Genomic DNA, 18,145 nt, shown 5'->3' on the forward strand with positions numbered 1-18,145 from the left:
AGGTTTTGTCAACACTCGGCGAGGCCAAGGTGCCCACGTAGACTCTCATATCGCCGACGAACAAGCCGGCAGTGCGACGTTCGCTCTCCATAGAATTGCACCGAAAGAGATCCATGGCTGACGCCAAGAACAAAGGCAACATCCCGAAGAGGCCCGCGGGCTCCGGGAAGAAGAAAAAAGCTGGTCAGATACCGGTTGTCAAAGCCGGCGGTGGACGGCAGATCCCATGGGGCACCATCGGTGGAATCGCGGTGATCGTGCTCATCATCGCCGGTCTCGCCATCTATCTGGTGCCCAAGTACGAGGACAAACAAGAGGTGGCGAAGTACACGCCGTCGTCCTCGAACCCGGATCCGTCGGACAAGATCGAGGGCGTCACCAAGGTCTATTACCCGGCGGGCCAGCACGTCGAACCGACCCAACGGGTCGCCTACGACCAGTCGCCGCCGTTCGGTGGACCACATGACGCGGTGTGGGCCACGTGTACCGGCATCGTCTATCCGGGCGAGTTGCGCACCGAAAATGCGGTGCACTCGCTCGAGCACGGCGCGGTCTGGATCGCCTACAACCCCACGACCATCGCCCCGGGAGACCTCGACACACTGAAGTCAAAGGTCGAGGGCAAGCAGTACATGCTGCTCTCGCCGTATCCGTCGCTGGACCGGCCGATCTCGCTGCAATCGTGGGGCCACCAGCTGAAAGTCGACTCGGCGGGTGACAAGCGCGTCAACCAGTTCATCGAGGCGCTCCGCCAGAACGGCAACACCGGCGTCTATCCGGATCACCCCGAGGCCACCGCGTATCCCGAGGTCGGCGCGCAGTGTGCGGCGATACCCGGATCATTCGATCCGAGCAACCCGCCTCCGGCCGATGTCGGTGACCTTCCCGCAGACGCCGTCCAGATGGATGGCACCGGCGCCACGGAGGCCACCAATGAGGCCGGCATGGTTCCGACCCAGCCGGTCCCGGCAGGCTGATGACGAAATCGGACGACACTCCTGACGGTGCATCCGATCGGGACCAACCTGACCTGGGTGAAACAGATCGGGACGAATCTGATCGGGACAAAACCGCCCAGGACGAGCCGGAACAGGACGAAGCCCCCCGGGGTGAAACAGATCAGGACGAATCCGAACGCGATGACTCTGATCAGGTAGAAATCCCTCAGGACAAGACCGATCAGGACGAATCTGACCGCAACGAATCTGGTCAGGACGAGACGGTTAAGGACCACACCGGCCGCGCAGATCCCACTCGGGTCGATTCCGCCAACGACGCGGCTGATCGGGACGCGCCGCGCGGCCGCCGGAGCCAGCAGACCGCTGTGCTCGTCCTCGGCGCGATCGCAGTGCTGCTGATCGGCGTCGTGGTCGGGTTGCTTCTCCGCATGACGTTCGACGGTGACGACGACGGCAACAAACCTGCGGCGGATTCGGCGGCAGTCGGGTTCTCGCAGGACATGATCCGGCATCACCAGCAGGCCGTCGAGATGGCCACGCTGGAGCTGTACGGCGGCAGCGACCCGCAGGTCCGAAGCCTGGCCTACGACATCTTGACGTCTCAGGTCAACCAGATCGGGCAAATGCAGTCCTGGCTGGCCCGGTGGGACTACCCGATCGATAATCCGGGTGAACCGATGGCGTGGATGACCGACCACGGCTCCGGGCACCACCACGATGGTTCGGACCACGCGGGATCGACCGAACCCAGCATGGACATGGACATGTCGGCGTCCGGTGTTCCGATGCCGGGGATGGCGACCACCGAGGAGATGAACCAGCTGCGCAGCCTGCAGGGCAGCGAGCTCGACCTCTACTTCCTGCAGCTGATGTTGCGCCATCACCAGGGCGGCATCGAGATGATGGAGTACGCAGTCGAGCCCGATCACGTCAGCGAGGACTATGTCCGCAACCTGGCCCAGCAGATGATCAATGTCCAGGAATCCGAATCGGAGACCATGACCAAGATGCTCGAAAGTCGCGGCGCTGCACCGCTTCCGATGAACTGATCATCTTTTCACACAAAAGCCCCTGTCCGACATCGGACAGGGGCTTTTGTTGACTCAGGGCCTTTGTAGTCTCAGGGGCCTTGCCAACTCGCGGCGATCAGCGGACTTGCCGGCGCGGCGGTACCGGGACGCTGCGGCCGTGGATCTTCTCGTAGGCCGCGCGGTTGGCATCGTGCTTCCGCACCCGCTCGGGACTCTCGAGATCGGCGGGTAGGCCATGGAGTTCGAGGCGGTGTTCACGATTGGGCTGCATGTAGGCACCGCAGTAGAACAGCGCCAGGATGAGGCCGAGGAGAATCATCGCGAGCCGCAGGTAGATCGGCCCGGGGAACAGCAGAAAGACCGCGAACACGGGAAGGAACGGGATCATGCCGCGCAGCAGGTGTCGCGGCACCCGCCAGCGGCCGGTCAAGTCGTGCCGGACCCAGTCCTGCAGCTCGTCGGGCAGCTTGCGGCCCCAACTGTAGGTGATCCACTGCAACGGATTGGGCCTGGCGCGCTGCGTCATCGTGTTACTCCTGAAATACATCGGAACCCTCAGGGTTCCAGGGTGATCGAGCCGGATGCGATGGCCGCTTCCGCAGCCTGATTGACGGTGCCCAGGACGCGGTGCAGCTCCTCGAGAACCGCAAGGTCGACGCCGAGGGTGCGGACGACGGCGAACGGAATCTTCTCCGCCTCGCTGCGTAGTTCGCGTCCGGCTTCGGTGAGCTGGACAACCAATTGCCGCTCATCGGTGACACTGCGTGTGCGGGTGATCAATCCGGCCGCCTCGAGTCTCTTGAGCAGCGGCGAGAGAGTCGGTGAATCGAGCCGTAGGGCATCGGCGATCTCGCGCACCGACATCGGCGCCCGCTCCCACAGGGCCAACATGACCAGATACTGCGGATGGGTGAGCCCCAGCGGCTCCAACAGCGGCCGGTACACCCCCAGAACGGTCCGATTGGCCACCGCGAGCGCGAAACAGACCTGACGCTCGAGAGCCAGCGGATCGCCCTCGATCACGAGTTCGTCGGACATCGCACCCCTTTTGATCGTGCCTACATAGTTGTTGCACTAACTATATGCCCACGAATGAGTTGAGGCAATCTCCGCGACAGCGGGTTTGACGAAACCCCTGCTCATAGCTGTGACTCGGAACACACTTGATACTGGCAAATTGCTGATTCACCCATTAGGAAGGGCAAGGATTATGGCTGAGGCTGGTCTATGCATAACTTTCGGAGAAGTGGTGACGGGGCGCGAGAAGCGAGCGCTCGAGGTCTACGGCGACACGTTGGAGTATTTCGGGCGGCTTCAGACAGAGGGGAAGCTCGAACGCTTTGACGTGGTCATACTCGGACCAACCGGTGGAGACGTCGGATTCTGGCTGTTGCGGGGCACGGCCGAGCAGATCGACTCGCTCCGCCGCTCCCAGGAGTACATCCAGCTGATCCAGCGTGTGCAGCTGGACGTCAACGGGCTCAGGGTCGCTGATGCCTTCGTTGACGAGGGACTCGTCGAAATCATGGGCAGTTTCCAAAAACTCGTCGCCGAGCTCGACTGACCGACGGGCCCTGTTATACGAGGCGTTGCCGGTGAGTGAGGCTGCAGGTTGGGGCGACTGGCAGAATTGCCGCGAAGACGGCGGCTACGAGAAACTGCGGCGAAATATGTGTGCCCCCGGCAGGATTCGAACCTGCGGCCTTCCGCTCCGGAGGCGGACGCTCTATCCCCTGAGCTACGGGGGCTCTACGGGCGAGGATCAGCGTAGCGCATCAGCCTCGGCCAGCCCAAAACGCCTGGGTTGGCGCGTTTCAGACCGCCACCAGTTGCGCACCGCCGACACCGGAATAGCGCGCCGGAGTACACGTCAGGACGATCACCTGGGTCTGTCGGCCGGCGTGCGCGAGCACAGCGGACATGCCGGCCAAACGTCCCGGGTCGGTATATCCGAGCGCGTCATCGATGATCACCGGCACTCCGTCGACGGGGTCGACGAGCATCGCGCAGGCAAGACGACTGATGATGCCGAGTTGTTCCTTCGCTCCCCCGGACAACGCGTCATGGTCGACGGTCACCCCGTCGAGTGTGCGCGTGGTGATCCGCAGCTCCTCGTCCACACCGATCTGCAGGCTGGAGCCGAACACCACCTTGCCGAGTCGCAGGATCTGCTCGGAGAACGGCGCCACATACCGGCGCCGCGTGTTGTCCCGATGGCGCTCCAAAGTCCGCATCAGCAGGGCGACAGCATTCGCCCGCGTCTGGACGCGGCCGTATTCGGCTCTCGCACCATCTAATTCGCTTGCCGCCCGGTTGAACTGTTCGAGCTTGCCGTCATCACGCCGGATGTCGATGCGGGTCCGGAGTTCGTTGATCTCCTCGGTGAGTGCGTTGAGCTTGGGTTGCCCCTGCTCGACCACCGCCGCCTTGTTCGAGTACTGCATCTCGAGACTCTCGAGGTCGGCGTCGGCGATCTGGGTGTCGATCCGGGCCAGCGTCTGCTGCGCGGCGGCCAGTCGATCGACCAGCTCGCCGCGGCGGCGGTCCAGGTCTGCGTCATCTGCGGTTTCGTTCAGCTGGGCGCGCTGGGTAAGCAGTTCGTCACGCTGACGCCGGAGTTCTGCCGCGTTATCGCCGAGCCGCTGCAGCTCGCCTTCGAAACCACGGCGACGGCTTCGTAGTTCGGCGGCCTCTTCGGCCAGGCGAGAGACGGCTGCGGCCGCCAGATTCGACGCCTGCTCGGCTTGCGCCACATCGAGGACGTCCTCGGATCGGCTGTCCGATACGCCCACGCGCCCATCGAGTTCGGCGTATTCGGCGCGCAGCACCTCTTCGTCGTGGTCGCCGAGAATCCCGGCGAGCTGAGCCCGCAGAGCCTCGACGGCACTCTCTGCCCGCTCACGTCGACGGACAAGCGCCCGAAGCTCCGCCACGTCACCGACACCGCGCTCGGCCAAGAAGTCGGCCAGCGCCCGCTGCGCCTGCGTCACGCGATGCGCCAGTGTCGCGGACTCGGCGCCGGGCGAGACCACGACCCGCACCACCCCGGCGACATCGACGACGGTCTCGCCCGTCACCGCGAACTCGGTGCCGTCGCCTGGCGCGTTGTCGCCCAGCGCCCCCGCGACAGTGACATCGTGTCCGCCGAGCCTGGTCACCGTCATCGTCGCGGCGGCGGCCTCGGAGTGCGCGCGAGCGACGGTCACGTCGTCCGAGAGCGCTTCGGCGACCCGGATCTCGTTGCTGCCGTACGGCACAGCGGCCACATCACGCCGACAGCGCACCAACTCGGTGCAGACCTGATCCACCCGGTCAAGGATGCCCGCGAGCTCACGGTGGCGTGACCGCGCGCCATCGAGCCGGGCTCTCATCCGCGCCGTCGCCACCTGCTCGGTTGCGTCCACATCGCGACGGCGGGCATCGTCGAGGCTCACCTGAGCGGCATCGGCTTCACGTACACAGTCATCAAGGTTCTCGCGCAGATCGGCCACGGCCCTGTCGACGTCGTCGATACCGCTGTTGCGGTCGGCGATCTGCCGGTCGAGGTCGGCGCGCGCCGACAGATCGCGGTCGAGCAAGGCGCGTTCCTGGTCGACCAGCCGGACAGCCAGCTGCGCATCACGCCGGTGGACGTGCAGACTCGTGGCCTGTTCGCGTTCGTAGCTCAGCTCCGCCAACTCGACCTTCGCCAATTCCACAGAGTTGGCCACCTCACGACGAGAGACGGTCAGCGAATCGAGGCGGGCAGAATCTTTGGCGATCTCGGCCATGACCGCGGTCATCTCCGCATGGCGTACCTCCGCCGCCTCCAAATCGGCTGCCGCTGCTGCCAATTCGCGGGACGGCCGCCCCTGCGACGCGGTGAAGTACCGCTCGTACTCGGTGCGCACCTTGGAGACCAGTGCCGAATTGCCGTCGGTGTCGTCGGCATCGGAGTGGACCGAACCCGCGTCCAGCGCCCGGGACAATGCCGAGCTGCCGCTGAGGTCACCGACGCTCGGATCGGCCGACTGCATCAACCGCAAGGCCTTGAACAGGCCCATGTCGACTGCACCGTCAAGGATTTCCGACACTTTGTCGTGTGCGGTCCGTCCACTGAGCTGCTCCGGCGCCGGTTCATGGATCACCAGTTCGGTGCGGGCACCGCGATTGTACTGTTTGGTGTACGTGAATCGATAAGGGCCACAACTGATATCGGCCTCCACGAGGCTACCCGCATCGACACCGGCCGGGGCAACCGCGCGCACCCGGGTGCTCTTGCTGTCCGATCGGACCTCCAACAGCAGGTCGAGCGCCTCGATCATCGACGATTTGCCGGCCTCGTTCGCACCTTCGACAACAGTCACGCCAACGGTGGCGAACTCGATCTCGCGCTCGACGATCCCCCGAAAATTGCCGAGTCGCAGCCGATGCAGTTTCACCGGCTCTCCCCCGCCAGCCGGAACAGGAGCGCCAAGGCCTCCTGCGCCGGCCCGGCGTCCGGATCCGTGCCACGTGCCGCCGCCGCCGCCAGTTCTTCGACGGCATCGCCGATGAAGCCACTGCATGCCATCTGATCGAAATCGTCTGCACCGGGACGGATCACCAGATTGTGGCGCAGCGCCCAGAAATTCAATGCCGCGAATCGGTCGGCGAATTGCTCGAGCGTCGCATCGAGGTCGGCGCGCTCGGTGATCGTGACGGCACCGCGCAGCGCGAGCTGAACCACAGTCCGCGACTTGTTCTCGACCTCATCCAGCAGGCGTTGCAGATCGGCGATGTCGTCGGCACCGTTCACATCGTGCTCGATGGTACGAAATGACCACTGCCCCACCGTATGTGGTGTCACGGTCACCGATTGGGGGCCGGCTTCGGGGTGCTCGCCCGGCAGACCTGCCCCGCGGGTCAGTGTGACCACCAGCGCCTGCCCGGAGCCGGATTCCTTGTGGTCGTAGTTGGTGACCTCTTGGGCACCGGAGTACCAGATCCGTCCACTGCGCCCGACATCGGTGGCCGAGTGCCGATCTCCCAGTGCCACATAGTCGATCAGGCCGTCGTCGATCGCGCGCTCGATCTCGCCGACGCCGATCAGGGTCGGATCATCCGAATCGGGTGCGAGGTAGTCGACACGTCCGTGCCCGGCGAGGATCCGGATGTCTTCGCTCGGCGCCAGCCCGTCGACCTGCCTGGCCAGCAGATCGGACAGCGGAACCTTGCTGGTCCACGGTGCCGCGATGATCCGGACCCCGGGCCGTACCTGCACCGGACCCGGAGTGCCGAGAACGTGCACGTTCGCCGGCCGATGTTCGGTGAAGACCCTGGCGTTGTAGATGCTCGACGCATCCATCGGATCATGGTTGCCCGGCAGGAGATACACCGGCACGGGCACCTGCGACAGTTCGTCGAGACTCTGCCGGATCACGCGCGACGAGACCTGCTTGTCTTCGAACACGTCGCCGCAGACCAGGACGAACTCCGCGTTGTGCTCGGCGGCCAACCGTCCGATACGACCGATCCCCTCTTGCCGTGCAGCGGTGTAACGCGCTTGCGCATCACCTTTGAGGAAGTGCCGAGTCATACCCAACTGCCAGTCGGCGGTGTGGATGAACGTCACCTGGGTCGCGGGTTCGAACAGTGGCAGTGCGGCACTCACAGGTGACTCCTCTCGTGTTTCATCGGCAACTACGCCGATCCTATGAGGGCACTACGACAGAGCGTCGGACCTGCATCGGTGGGTCACCAACCAATGCCCGAGGCGACCGGCGAGGATACTGGCCGTATGTCTTTCTCACCGCGCGAACGCGCCCTCGCAGCGGGGGTCAGCGGAGTCCTGTGCGCTGCCCTCGGTGTCGGCATCGGATACCTGTGTGCGCTCGCCGTCGACCGCGGCTCGGCCCCACTCCATGCCGTTGGCTCCACCGTCATCGACAACGCACCGGCGGAGATGCGGGAGTGGGCCATCGAGACTTTCGGGACCAACGACAAGCCGGTACTCCTCACCTCGATCGCGATCATCATGGCCGTCCTCGCAGCGGTGGCCGGGATCGCAGAGTTCAAACGGCCACCGGCCGGGCTGGTGATCTTCGGCATTGTCGGCGTCGTCGGTGTTTTCGCCGCGCTGGACCGGCCGACCGCAGTGTGGACGTGGGCGCTGCCCACGCTGATCGGTGTCGGGGTCGCGATGGGCGCACTCCATGTCCTCATCGGCCGCCTTCGACCCGGTGTCAGCGGCACGGCAACAGCCCCGGATGCGCAGTTGGATCAATCAACTGACGCCAACTCGCCGGCCGTGCCGTCCGAAGGTGACTACGGCGATGTCGAACGCCGCCGGTTCCTCGTCGGCGCATCGGTGGTGGGTGGGGCGGTCGCGGCGACCGGCCTCGGCGGGTGGGCGTTATGGCGCACCACCGGATCGGTGAGCGCCGATCGAGCGGCATTCGATGTCCCGGCCGCGACCAATACGGTGCCCACCGCCGCGCCGGAATTGAAGGACGTGACCACGTTCATCACCCCCAACAGTGACTTCTACCGGATCGACACCGCGCTCACCGTGCCCCAGATCAAGAGCGATTCCTGGTCGCTGCGGATCCACGGTATGGTCGACCGCGAGATCCGCCTCGATCTCGACCAATTGCGCCGAGAACACACCCCGTTCGATGCGGTGGTGACACTGACATGTGTGTCGAACAGCGTCGGCGGGGATCTGATCGGCAACGCCACCTGGACCGGCTACCGGATCAGTGATCTCCTCGCGCTCGCCGGACCGGCCGAAGATGCCGACATGGTGTTGTCCACGAGCGCGGACGGCTGGACGGCCGGCACACCGTTGACGGCGCTGACCGACAACCGCGACGCGATGCTCGCCGTCGGGATGAATGACGAACCGCTTCCGGTGGAACACGGTTACCCGGTGCGGATGGTCGTCCCGGGTCTGTACGGCTATGTCTCGGCGACCAAGTGGGTGGTGTCGCTGGAGGTGACACGATTCGATCGCGCCAAGGCCTACTGGACGTCGCTCGGATGGGCCGAAAAGGGCCCGATCAAGACCAGTTCACGCATCGACGTTCCCCGGCCGGACTCGACCGTCCCGACCGGACCGGTGACCGTGGGTGGTGTCGCCTGGGCCCAGCATCGCGGGATCGCCGGTGTCCAGGTCCGGGTCGACGACGGACCATGGAACGACGCCGAGGTCTTGCCACCTGACCTGCTCGATGCCTGGCGTTTGTGGAAATGGGACTGGAATGCCGAACCCGGCAAACATCAGCTGACCGTGCGGGCGGTCGACGGCGACGGGCAACCGCAGATCGAGACCGAAGAACCCCCGGTTCCGGACGGCGCCACCGGATTGCACACCATCGCCGTGTCGGTGCGGAGCTGACCGGGATCGGGTGGGGCCTATTTCGGTGATGCCGAATCGGCTATCCAGCCGGCAACCACCGTGAGCGAGTTGCGGGCGGCGGCGTCATCGCGATCGACCAGCCACCACTGAACGGTTCCGAACAACATCTGCAACGCTGCCCGCACCAGGGTCCGTTCTTCGATGTCCCAGCGCATCTGACAGCGCTCACCGATCTCCGACAGATAAGCGCGGCCGTACTTCTCGGCGGTCTGGTGCTGCACCATCGCCTGGCCCGCAGACGCCGATTCGATCGGCTGGCGCAACGAGAACAGCATCGACTCGATCATCAGCAGCCACCGATCCGGGTACTCGGCGGCGCGGCGCCACACCGCGGTGAGTGCTTCGTCCACCCAGGTACGCAACGCATCTCGACCGGTGGCGAGTGTGCCCGTCGGGATCGAGCCGATCAGCGCCTCGAGTTGTTCGGCGATCACCTTCTCGATCATCGCCGCAACAAGTTGCTCTTTGTCGTCGAAGCAGTAATGCACAACGCCCAGTGAGACTTTCGCCTCTTCGGCAACGCCGCGCACGGTCACCGCGCTCATCCCGCCGCGATCGGCCAGGGTCAGCGCGCACTCGACCAGCTGCGCACGCCGATCCTCGACGGAGAGCCGGCGCGTACCCGGGACGTCACTGCGCATGCCGCCCAGTACATCCCGATCCGCGCGGTGCCGTCAAACAACTCCGCGTTCGCGCGAGCCGACCTCTGTGGCTTCCACCGGTACTGCCGGGACCGAAACCGGCGCGAGGGGCGCCCCCATATGCCGCGGTCGAGCAAAGAACAGCGCGGCAACCACACCCACCAACAATGCTGCGGCCGGGAGCAACAGGGTCTGCCCCATCGCGGTGGCGAACTCGTCCAGGACCTGTTCCGGCAGTGCTCCGCCCATCTGATCCATCGAGATCCCGTCGAACTGCGGTATTTCTGCGGCCAGGCGGGTCTGTATCAAGGCGCCCACGGCCGCACTTCCGAGCACCGAACCGATGAGGCGCGTGGTGTTGTAGACACCGGAACCCGCTCCGGCACTGCTCATCGGAAGGTTGCGGGTGGCGGTTGCCGCCAACGGCGCCCAGATGCCGGAGCTCGCGATACCCATCAGTCCCACGGGCAGCAGCAGCTGCCAGATCGGTGTGGTCGGGGTCGCGAGAACGGCGATCCAGGCGATTGCGATCGCATTGAGAAGGAACGCCGTGGCGATGATGTATCGCGGATGGATCCGGTCGACCTGCCGCCCCACGATCGGGGCGAGCACACCGGTGAGGACCGCCATCGGAATCGTCACCAAAGCGGACTGTGTCGGGCTCAGGCCGGCGACGAGCTGCAGGAAGTACATCAGCGGGACCATCATGCCGGCAGTCGCGAATCCCATGGTCGCGATACCCAGACTCGCCAACGAGAAGTTGCGATCCCGGAAGAGATTCAACGGGACCAGCGGCTGGGATCCGGGGCGCAGCTCGACCAGCTTGTGCTGCCAGTACACGAACAGTGCCATCAACAGGAGTCCGATCGCGATCAGGGTCCAGATCCAGCCCGCCCAGTCGTACTTCTCGCCGTCCTGGATCGCGAACACGAGGCATGTCAGACCCAGGCCACTCAAACCCACACCGACGAGATCGAAGTTGCGCTTGCTGGTCGGAACGGTGGGCACCAGCTTCCAGGCCAGTCCCAACCCGATCACACCGACCGGCACATTGACGAAGAAGATCCATTCCCAGCCCAGACCGTCGACCAGGATGCCACCGGCGAGTGGGCCGACCAGTGTCGCCACTCCGGCGACCGTGCCCCACACACCCATGGCCGCACCGCGTTTGTCGGCCGGGAACATCCGGGTGATCAGGGCCATGGTCTGCGGCGTGATCAACGCCGCCCCGACACCCTGGAGCCCGCGGGCGATGATCAGCATCTCGATCGACGGCGCGAGACCACACAGCACACTGGCCACGGTGAAGACGACCAACCCGAGTTGATAGATGTTCTTGGGCCCGAATCGATCACCGAGCCGGCCGGCGAGAAGCATCGGCACCGCATAGGTGAGCAGGTAGGCGCTCGACACCCAGATGACGCCGTTGACGTCGGTGTCCAGCTCCCGCTGAATGGCCGGCTGGGCCACGGCGACGATGGTCATGTCGACCAGGATCATGAAGAACCCGATACACAACGCGCCCAACGCCAACCATGGCCTGGTGGTGATCGGCGCAGCGGGCGCTGCCGTCGGACTACTCACGTGACTACCTCGTTCTCTGATCGGGCGATATGCCCGGCGACTTCTGTATGACCCTGCTGGGTGTTGACACGTTTGAGCTCCTCGTACTCGTCCAGCCACATCAACTCGCCCGTCGCGAGTCTCGTGCGCAGCTGCTCCAACCAGGTGACCTGGGCATCGAGTACCGCAAGTCGGCATCCGGCGTCGAGTTGGAACATCTCGGGATGTCCCCGTTCGAGCGCCTCTGACATCGCCGTATGAATTTCTGCCCGGTCGGCGCGCATCATCGCCACACGTTCATCGAGCAGCGCCACCACGTCGCCCTTGCCGAGAGTATGGGCTTCTGCCAACGCCAGGTAGAGGGCGGGATACTCCATCGCCGGCGTGCGCAACATCGAGGTGAGCGCACTGCCCAGCGCGTCGCGTCCGGTGTCGGTAATGGCGTAGACGGTCCGCTCCGGCCGATTCCCATCGCGATGAACATCGCTGACCCGCAACAACTTTCGGCTACAGAGCCGATCAACGGTGTGGTAGAGCGAGCCAGGGCGCAGTTTCGCGAACCGGTCCTCCTTGCGAGCCAGCAGCGTCTGGAACATCTCGTACGGGTGCATCGGGCGTTCACTGAGGAGCCCGAGCACCAACACGCCCAGCGGCGTCAGTGCAGTCGTCGCTCCCTCTCCGCGCGCTGTCATCCCGGACTCCAGATCATTACTCGGCACCGAATACTCGGTGCGGAATATACCGCACCGAAGGCGCGGTGCCCAACCCCTGTCAACGGCTACCCTGGGTGACGATGCGTACTGCGGCGACCTCTCCCGATCCTGGTTCGACCGATGGTGAATTGGCCGACGGCCAGGTGACCACCGGCCAGGAGTTCGTGCGCGATACCGACTACATCGACAACCGGATCACCCGCGACGGGGGCGGCCCCGCGGGTGAGACCTTCCCGGTCGAGGCCGGCCGCTACCGCCTGATCGTCGCCCGCGCCTGTCCCTGGGCCAATCGCGCGATCATCGTGCGCCGACTGCTCGGTCTGGAGGGCGCATTGTCGATGGGGCTGTGCGGGCCCACCCACGACAGCGACAGCTGGACCTTCGATCTCGATCCCGGTGGTGTCGACCCGGTTCTGAAGATTCCCCGGCTGAAAGACGCCTATCTCACCCGCTATCGGGGGTACCCGCGTGGAATCACGGTGCCGGCGATCGTCGACATCCCCACCGGTGCGGTCATCACCAACGATTTCGGGCCGATGACACTCGACTTCTCCACCGAATGGATCGACTTCCACCGCGACGGTGCCCCCGATCTCTACCCCGGCCACCTGCGCGCGGAGATCGACGAGATCAACGACGTCATCTTCCGAGATGTGAACAACGGCGTGTATCGCTGCGGTTTCGCCGGCGACCAGAAGAGTTACGACGAGGCCTACGATCGGCTGTTCACCCGGCTCGACGCACTGTCGGACCGATTGGGCCGGCAGCGCTACCTGGTGGGCGACACGATCACCGAAGCCGATGTCCGGCTGTTCACAACGCTCGTCCGCTTCGACGCGGTCTATCACGGGCACTTCAAATGCAATCGATCAACGCTCACCGACATGCCGGTGCTCTGGGCCTACGCCCGCGATCTGTTCCAGACCCCCGGATTCGGTGACACCGTCGACTTCACCCAGATCAAGCAGCACTATTACATCGTCCACCGCGACATCAACCCCAGCCGGATCGTGCCGCGCGGGCCCGATCTGTCCGGATGGCGCAGTGCGCATCACCGCGAGCAACTCGGTGGCCGCCCCTTCGGCGAGGGCACCCCGCCCGCGCCCCCACTCGACACCGAACGCGTTCCAGCCGGACAAGGAGCCTGAAAGACGTGGCAAAGAAACAACTTTCGTCAATCGGAGACGGCAACGTGGTCGGCGCGACCCGCAAGACCGAAGGCATGATCGACGCTCTTGTGGATCACGCCCAACATCTGCAGGCGCCTGCGGTCACGAAATACATCCATCACCTCCGCCGCGAATACCCACAGGATTCACCCGCGCAGATCATCGAACGCCTCGAACACCGATTCCTGCTCGCGGTCACCGGCTCGGGCGGCGCGGTCGGTGCGGCCGCGGCGTTCCCCGGCATCGGGACGATGGTGTCGCTTGCCTCGCTGGGCGCCGAAACCGCCTTCTTCGTCGAGGTGTCGGCCCTGCTCTCCCTGGCGGTCGCCGAGGTCCACGGAATCCCGATCACCGATCGGGAACGTCGCAAGGCCCTGGTACTGACGGTGGCACTGGGTGAATCCGGTCTGGCCGTGGTCCGGGATTCCCTGGGCGCCAAGTCGGGCACGCTGGCCCGCGCGTTCGGTGGATTCATCCCCGCGTCTGCCCTGCGCACGTTGAATCAGAAGCTCGTCCGCACCTACTTCAAGAAGTACGCGCTGCAGAAGCTGCCACTGGCCTTCGGCAAGCTGCTCCCGGCGGGATTCGGCGCGGTCATCGGCAGTGTCGGCAACCGTGCGCTGGGCAAGATCATCGTCAACAACTCTCGGCAGGTCTTCGGACCGCCGCCGCCTCTCTGGCCGGTGCGCGATCCCGGGGTGCCGCTGTATGCCGTGGGCAACCCGCAGATCGTTGCCTCCGGCGATGGGCCGAGCGCTAGTTGACCCAGACACACACCGACACCCCCGGGCCCGGTTGGATCCGACGTCTACTCGCCGAGTGCCGCCGCTATCCCCGGCTGGTTGCGATCACCCTGAGTGTCACCGCTTTGGCCGTCCTGATCGACCTCTCCGTGCCGTTGCTGACCAAGGCGGCAATCGACGAAGCCACCGGTGTGGCCACTCACGGCTACACGATCGGCGCGATCGCGCTGGTCATGGTGGTTCTGGCATTTCTGCGATACGGATGCCAATACGGCCGCCGGCTCACTGCCGGGAAACTGTCACTCAACGTGCAGAACTCGTTGCGCCTGTCGGTCCTGGACACCGTGCTCCGGACCGACGGCGCCGCACAGGACCAGATCCGCACCGGCCAGGTCGTCTCCCGGTCCATCACCGACCTGCAGCTCGTCCAGGGTCTGCTCGCGATGGTGCCGTTGTCGCTGGGCGCCGCCCTCCAGGTGGTCCTTGCCATCGGCGTGATGTTCTACCTGTCTCCGGTGCTGACGCTGGTTGCCTTGCTGGTCATCCCCGGCGTCGCAGCCATCGCCTTCAACAGCCGCAAGCGGATGTTCGCCGCGACCTGGTCGGCGCAGCAGTCCGCCGCGGATCTGGCACAGCACGTCGAAGAGACCGTCACCGGTGTGCGCGTGGTCAAAGGATTCGGTCAGGAAGACCGTGCGGTCGACGAACTGGTCGGATACGGACGGCGCCTGTATTCGCTGCGGTTGCGGGCCGCGAAGACCAACGCCCGGTTCGCTCCCTCGCTCGCCGCGGTTCCGCAGCTCGGAATGGTCGCGATCATCGCGCTCGGCGGCTACCTGACGATGACCGGATCCATCACGGTCGGAACCTTCCTGGCCTTTGCCACCTACGTCACGACGATGACCGGGCTGGCCCGGATTCTGACCTCGCTGATCGTCTCCGCGCAGCTCGCCCGGGCCGCCGTGGAACGGGTGTACGGCGTGATCGACGAACCGACCGATCCCGGCCTGTCGGCGACCGGCCGGCTCCCCGACGGCGCACTCGGACTCGAACTGCGCGACGTCACGTTCACCTATCCCGGCGCCGCCGAGCCGGTGCTGCGCGATCTGGATCTGAGCATCGCGCCCGGTGAGGTCGTCGCGGTGGTCGGGGCACCGGGCTCCGGCAAGTCGACGCTCGCGATGCTGGCCGACCGGTTCTACCGGCCCGACTCCGGGTCCGTGGAACTGACCACCCACACCGGTTCGGTCCGACGGCAATTCACCGCGGCATTCGACATCGAGACGATCGCGACCGAGGACCTGCGGGGTGCGGTCGGTGTGGTGTTCGACGACCCCTTCCTCTACTCCGACACCATCGCCGCGAACATCGCACCGAATGCCCACGTCGGAAAGTTCGACGAGGAGGGTGCGATTCCGCCCGGCATCGTCGATGCCGCATCGCAGGCACAGGCCTCCGGGTTCGTCGATGCGCTCGACAACGGTTTCCGGAGCATCGTCGGCGAACGCGGGCTGACCTTGTCCGGTGGCCAACGACAGCGGATTGCCCTGGCACGAGCCCTGTACGCCGACCCCCGGGTCCTGATCCTGGATGACGCCACCTCCGCGGTCGACGCCCAGACCGAGGCAAGGATCTTTGCCCACCTGCGGACCTCCACCCGCACCATGCTGTTGCTGGCGCATCGCCGATCGACCCTGTCACTGGCCGACCGGGTGGCAGTCCTCGACGGCGGCCGCATCATCGACATCGGAACCGACGCTGAGTTGACCGCGCGTTGTCCCGAGTTCCGGGCCCTGATGACCACCGAGCTCGACGACCTGCCGGACCTCGCCGAGGATCTCATCGCCGCCGACATCGCGGTGGACACCACCGCCCTGTGGCCGGCCGACGCACCCGATGCCCTCGAACCGACGCGGGCGGTGACCAACGCGATCGGCGGTCGGGGCCGCGGCGGTGGCGGCGGGATGGCGGGAGCCCTCGGTGCGATGCCCGCGACGCCCCAACTCCTCGAGGCCGTGGCGGCGCTGCCGCCTGCGAACGAAGCACCCACCGACGACGACGCCGACATCCGCAAAGACCGTCCGGACTTCTCCCTACGTCAGTTGTTGCGACCGGTGCGATGGCTGCTGGCCGTGGTGGTCGTTTGCATCTCGATCGACACACTGGTCGGTCTGGCGTTCCCGACCATCGCCCGGTTCGGCATCGACGGCGCCACTGACGAACAGTCGGGACATCTGTGGACGGCCACGGGATTGGGCCTGATTCTGGTGGCCATCGGATTTGTTTCCGCCGCGGTGATGACGGTGATCACCGCGCGCAGCGGCGAGCGGGTCCTCTACGCACTGCGCGTCCGCAGCTACGCCCACCTGCAGCGACTCGGCCTCGACTACTACGAGCGGGAACTGTCCGGGCGCATCATGACCCGGATGACCACCGACGTCGACGCCTTGTCCACGTTCCTGCAGACCGGGTTGTCGTCGGCGATCGTGAGCTCGCTGACGATCGTCGGGGTCGGTGTGGCGGTAGTGCTCACCGATCTGTCCCTGGGCCTGCTGATGCTCGTCGTGTTCCCGCCGATCATCATCGCGACGATCATCTTCCGGCGGATCTCGTCTCGGGCCTACACGCGATCGCGCGAGCTGATCAGCGAGGTCAACGCCGATTTCCAGGAGAATGTCGGCGGAGTCCGCACCACGCAGGCCTACCGTCACGACGGCTTCGCGATGGCCAGGTTCACCACCCGCGCGGCGGCGTATGTTCGGGCCCGCATGGTCTCCCAGCAGGCGATCTCCATCTACTTCCCGTTCATCACGCTGATGGCCGACCTGGCCACTGCCGGCATCATCGCGTTCGGCGCCCATCAGGTCGCCGAGGGCCAGACCAGCGCGGGCACCCTGGTCGCGTTCGTCCTCTACCTGGGCATGCTGTTCGGTCCCGTCCAGCAGCTGTCGCAGGTGTTCGACGGCTATCAACAGGCGCTGGTCGGACTCCGCCGCATCTCCGATCTACTCGGCACCCGCAGCAGCGTGCAATGTCCCGACAGCATCAACACCCCGGACGATCTGTCACCGACCACCACCCCACCACCGATCAACGACTTCGACGGGCACGCCCAACTCGTCGACGTGACGTTCCGCTACTCCGGTGCAACACGCGACGCGCTGTCGGGCGTCGACCTCGATCTGCCGGCCGGGACCTCACTGGCACTGGTCGGCGAGACCGGGGCCGGCAAGTCGACGATCGTGAAACTGCTGGCGCGTTTCTACGACCCGACCACCGGTTCGGTGCGGATGGACGGCACCGACATCCGCGGCTTCCGGCTCGGCTACTACCGGTCCCGGCTCGGCGTGGTGCCGCAGGAACCGCACCTGTTCACCGGCACCGTGGCCGACAACATCGCGTACGGCCGGCCCGATGCCACCCATGAACAAATCGCGGCCGCGGCGGCCGCCGTCGGAGCACTGCCGATGATCATGGGCCTGGACGGGGCGATGAATCACCCGATCGGAGAACGTGGAAAAGGGCTGTCCTCAGGGCAGCGCCAGCTCATCGCCCTGGCCCGCGCCGAACTCGTCGACCCCGATCTGCTGCTGCTCGACGAGGCCACCGCCACCCTCGACCAGTCGACGGAACGCCGGGTGCTGGCGGCCGGAAGGCACCTCACCGGGTCCCGGACCTCGGTGATCGTCGCTCACCGGCTTGCCACGGCCGCCCGTGCCGACCGCATTGCGGTGGTCGCCGACGGCCGAATCGTCGAACTGGGAACACATCGGGATTTGCTGGCGTTGAATGGTCGGTATCAGGCCCTTTGGACCGCAGGTATCACACCGGACGAGTTCGGACAGAGTGACCCACGCCACGAAGGCAGCCAACCGGCATAGCCTCGCAGTGCAGTGGGGTCTAACCTGTTTATCTGGGACTTCGCAAACGCACGCAGGTCGGAAACGC

General features: G+C 65.4%; 14 protein-coding genes and 1 tRNA gene. 7 read left to right on the top strand and 8 right to left on the bottom strand.

The window, feature by feature from the left end; genetic code table 11:
* Positions 1–113: 113 nt before the first annotated feature.
* Both H290_RS0122180 and H290_RS29470 read left to right on the top strand, forming a co-directional pair.
* Positions 114–977 carry a DUF3105 domain-containing protein gene (locus tag H290_RS0122180; protein WP_020109035.1) on the top strand — a complete coding sequence of 288 codons (864 nt, stop codon included), beginning with the start codon at positions 114–116 and terminating at the stop codon, positions 975–977.
* Complete coding sequence (locus H290_RS29470) at positions 977–2,008, top strand: DUF305 domain-containing protein (RefSeq protein WP_020109036.1); 1,032 nt, start codon at positions 977–979, stop codon at positions 2,006–2,008. Before H290_RS0122180 ends, H290_RS29470 begins: the two co-directional genes overlap by 1 nt.
* A 97-nt stretch (positions 2,009–2,105) precedes the next feature.
* On the opposite strand, the gene H290_RS0122190 is transcribed toward H290_RS29470, so the two are convergent.
* Both H290_RS0122190 and H290_RS0122195 read right to left on the bottom strand, forming a co-directional pair.
* Positions 2,106–2,516 carry a DUF5313 family protein gene (locus H290_RS0122190; protein WP_020109037.1) on the bottom strand — a complete coding sequence of 137 codons (411 nt, stop codon included), beginning with the start codon at positions 2,514–2,516 and terminating at the stop codon, positions 2,106–2,108.
* A 29-nt stretch (positions 2,517–2,545) separates the two neighbouring features.
* Positions 2,546–3,028 carry a MarR family winged helix-turn-helix transcriptional regulator gene (locus H290_RS0122195; protein ID WP_020109038.1) on the bottom strand — a complete coding sequence of 161 codons (483 nt, stop codon included), beginning with the start codon at positions 3,026–3,028 and terminating at the stop codon, positions 2,546–2,548.
* Between the two features lie 211 nt (positions 3,029–3,239).
* On the opposite strand from H290_RS0122195, the gene H290_RS0122200 reads away from it, so the two are divergent.
* On the top strand, positions 3,240–3,554 hold the full coding sequence (locus H290_RS0122200) for a hypothetical protein (protein ID WP_155976984.1): 315 nt from the start codon (positions 3,240–3,242) through the stop codon (positions 3,552–3,554).
* A gap of 111 nt (positions 3,555–3,665) precedes the next feature.
* Here H290_RS0122200 and H290_RS0122205 read toward each other — a convergent pair.
* The 3 genes from H290_RS0122205 to H290_RS0122215 all read right to left on the bottom strand — a co-directional run bounded on the left by H290_RS0122205 (position 3,666) and on the right by H290_RS0122215 (position 7,622).
* Positions 3,666–3,738: transfer RNA gene (locus tag H290_RS0122205), tRNA-Arg, on the bottom strand.
* A 66-nt stretch (positions 3,739–3,804) separates the two neighbouring features.
* On the bottom strand, positions 3,805–6,411 hold the full coding sequence (locus H290_RS0122210; protein WP_020109040.1) for an AAA family ATPase: 2,607 nt from the start codon (positions 6,409–6,411) through the stop codon (positions 3,805–3,807).
* Positions 6,408–7,622 carry an exonuclease SbcCD subunit D gene (locus tag H290_RS0122215; RefSeq protein WP_020109041.1) on the bottom strand — a complete coding sequence of 405 codons (1,215 nt, stop codon included), beginning with the start codon at positions 7,620–7,622 and terminating at the stop codon, positions 6,408–6,410. The genes H290_RS0122210 and H290_RS0122215 overlap by 4 nt, the downstream gene beginning before the upstream one ends.
* 126 nt (positions 7,623–7,748) lie before the next feature.
* On the opposite strand from H290_RS0122215, the gene H290_RS0122220 reads away from it, so the two are divergent.
* Positions 7,749–9,347, top strand: a complete 1,599-nt coding sequence (locus H290_RS0122220; RefSeq protein ID WP_028463542.1) for a molybdopterin-dependent oxidoreductase — start codon at positions 7,749–7,751, stop codon at positions 9,345–9,347.
* 17 nt (positions 9,348–9,364) lie between these two features.
* Here H290_RS0122220 and H290_RS0122225 read toward each other — a convergent pair whose 3' ends face one another.
* The 3 genes from H290_RS0122225 to H290_RS0122240 are packed head-to-tail and all read right to left on the bottom strand — an operon-like array spanning position 9,365 to position 12,264.
* Positions 9,365–10,009 (bottom strand): TetR/AcrR family transcriptional regulator, encoded by a 645-nt coding sequence (locus H290_RS0122225; RefSeq protein ID WP_020109043.1) that lies wholly within the window; start codon positions 10,007–10,009, stop codon positions 9,365–9,367.
* 33 nt (positions 10,010–10,042) lie between these two features.
* Positions 10,043–11,593, bottom strand: a complete 1,551-nt coding sequence (locus H290_RS0122230) for a DHA2 family efflux MFS transporter permease subunit (RefSeq protein WP_036519895.1) — start codon at positions 11,591–11,593, stop codon at positions 10,043–10,045.
* On the bottom strand, positions 11,590–12,264 hold the full coding sequence (locus H290_RS0122240) for a PadR family transcriptional regulator (RefSeq protein WP_020109046.1): 675 nt from the start codon (positions 12,262–12,264) through the stop codon (positions 11,590–11,592). The genes H290_RS0122230 and H290_RS0122240 overlap by 4 nt, the downstream gene beginning before the upstream one ends.
* A gap of 95 nt (positions 12,265–12,359) precedes the next feature.
* On the opposite strand from H290_RS0122240, the gene H290_RS0122245 reads away from it, so the two are divergent.
* Genes H290_RS0122245 through H290_RS0122255 form a run of 3 tightly spaced genes read left to right on the top strand, consistent with a single transcriptional unit; the run spans position 12,360 to position 18,078 of the window.
* Positions 12,360–13,433: a glutathione S-transferase family protein gene (locus H290_RS0122245; protein WP_231373804.1), complete on the top strand. Its 1,074-nt coding sequence runs from the start codon at positions 12,360–12,362 to the stop codon at positions 13,431–13,433.
* Between the two features lie 5 nt (positions 13,434–13,438).
* Complete coding sequence (locus tag H290_RS0122250) at positions 13,439–14,218, top strand: hypothetical protein (RefSeq protein WP_020109048.1); 780 nt, start codon at positions 13,439–13,441, stop codon at positions 14,216–14,218.
* Positions 14,215–18,078, top strand: coding sequence for an ABC transporter ATP-binding protein (locus H290_RS0122255; RefSeq protein WP_020109049.1), 3,864 nt, complete (start codon positions 14,215–14,217; stop codon positions 18,076–18,078). The genes H290_RS0122250 and H290_RS0122255 overlap by 4 nt, the downstream gene beginning before the upstream one ends.
* The last annotated feature ends 67 nt before the right edge of the window (positions 18,079–18,145 follow it).

Origin of the sequence: Nocardia sp. 348MFTsu5.1 (assembly GCF_000383535.1) — a bacterium.
GTDB classification, from domain to species: domain Bacteria; phylum Actinomycetota; class Actinomycetes; order Mycobacteriales; family Mycobacteriaceae; genus Williamsia; species Williamsia faeni.

What these genes read in the sequence shown, in the direction of transcription:
- H290_RS0122180 (WP_020109035.1), top strand. Translation starts at nt 114, where the DNA reads ATGGCTGACGCCAAGAACAAAGGCAACATCCCGAAGAGGCCCGCGGGC.
- H290_RS29470 (WP_020109036.1), top strand. Translation starts at nt 977, where the DNA reads ATGACGAAATCGGACGACACTCCTGACGGTGCATCCGATCGGGACCAA.
- H290_RS0122190 (WP_020109037.1), bottom strand. Translation starts at nt 2,516, where the DNA reads ATGACGCAGCGCGCCAGGCCCAATCCGTTGCAGTGGATCACCTACAGT.
- H290_RS0122195 (WP_020109038.1), bottom strand. Translation starts at nt 3,028, where the DNA reads ATGTCCGACGAACTCGTGATCGAGGGCGATCCGCTGGCTCTCGAGCGT.
- H290_RS0122220 (WP_028463542.1), top strand. Translation starts at nt 7,749, where the DNA reads ATGTCTTTCTCACCGCGCGAACGCGCCCTCGCAGCGGGGGTCAGCGGA.
- H290_RS0122225 (WP_020109043.1), bottom strand. Translation starts at nt 10,009, where the DNA reads ATGCGCAGTGACGTCCCGGGTACGCGCCGGCTCTCCGTCGAGGATCGG.
- H290_RS0122240 (WP_020109046.1), bottom strand. Translation starts at nt 12,264, where the DNA reads ATGACAGCGCGCGGAGAGGGAGCGACGACTGCACTGACGCCGCTGGGC.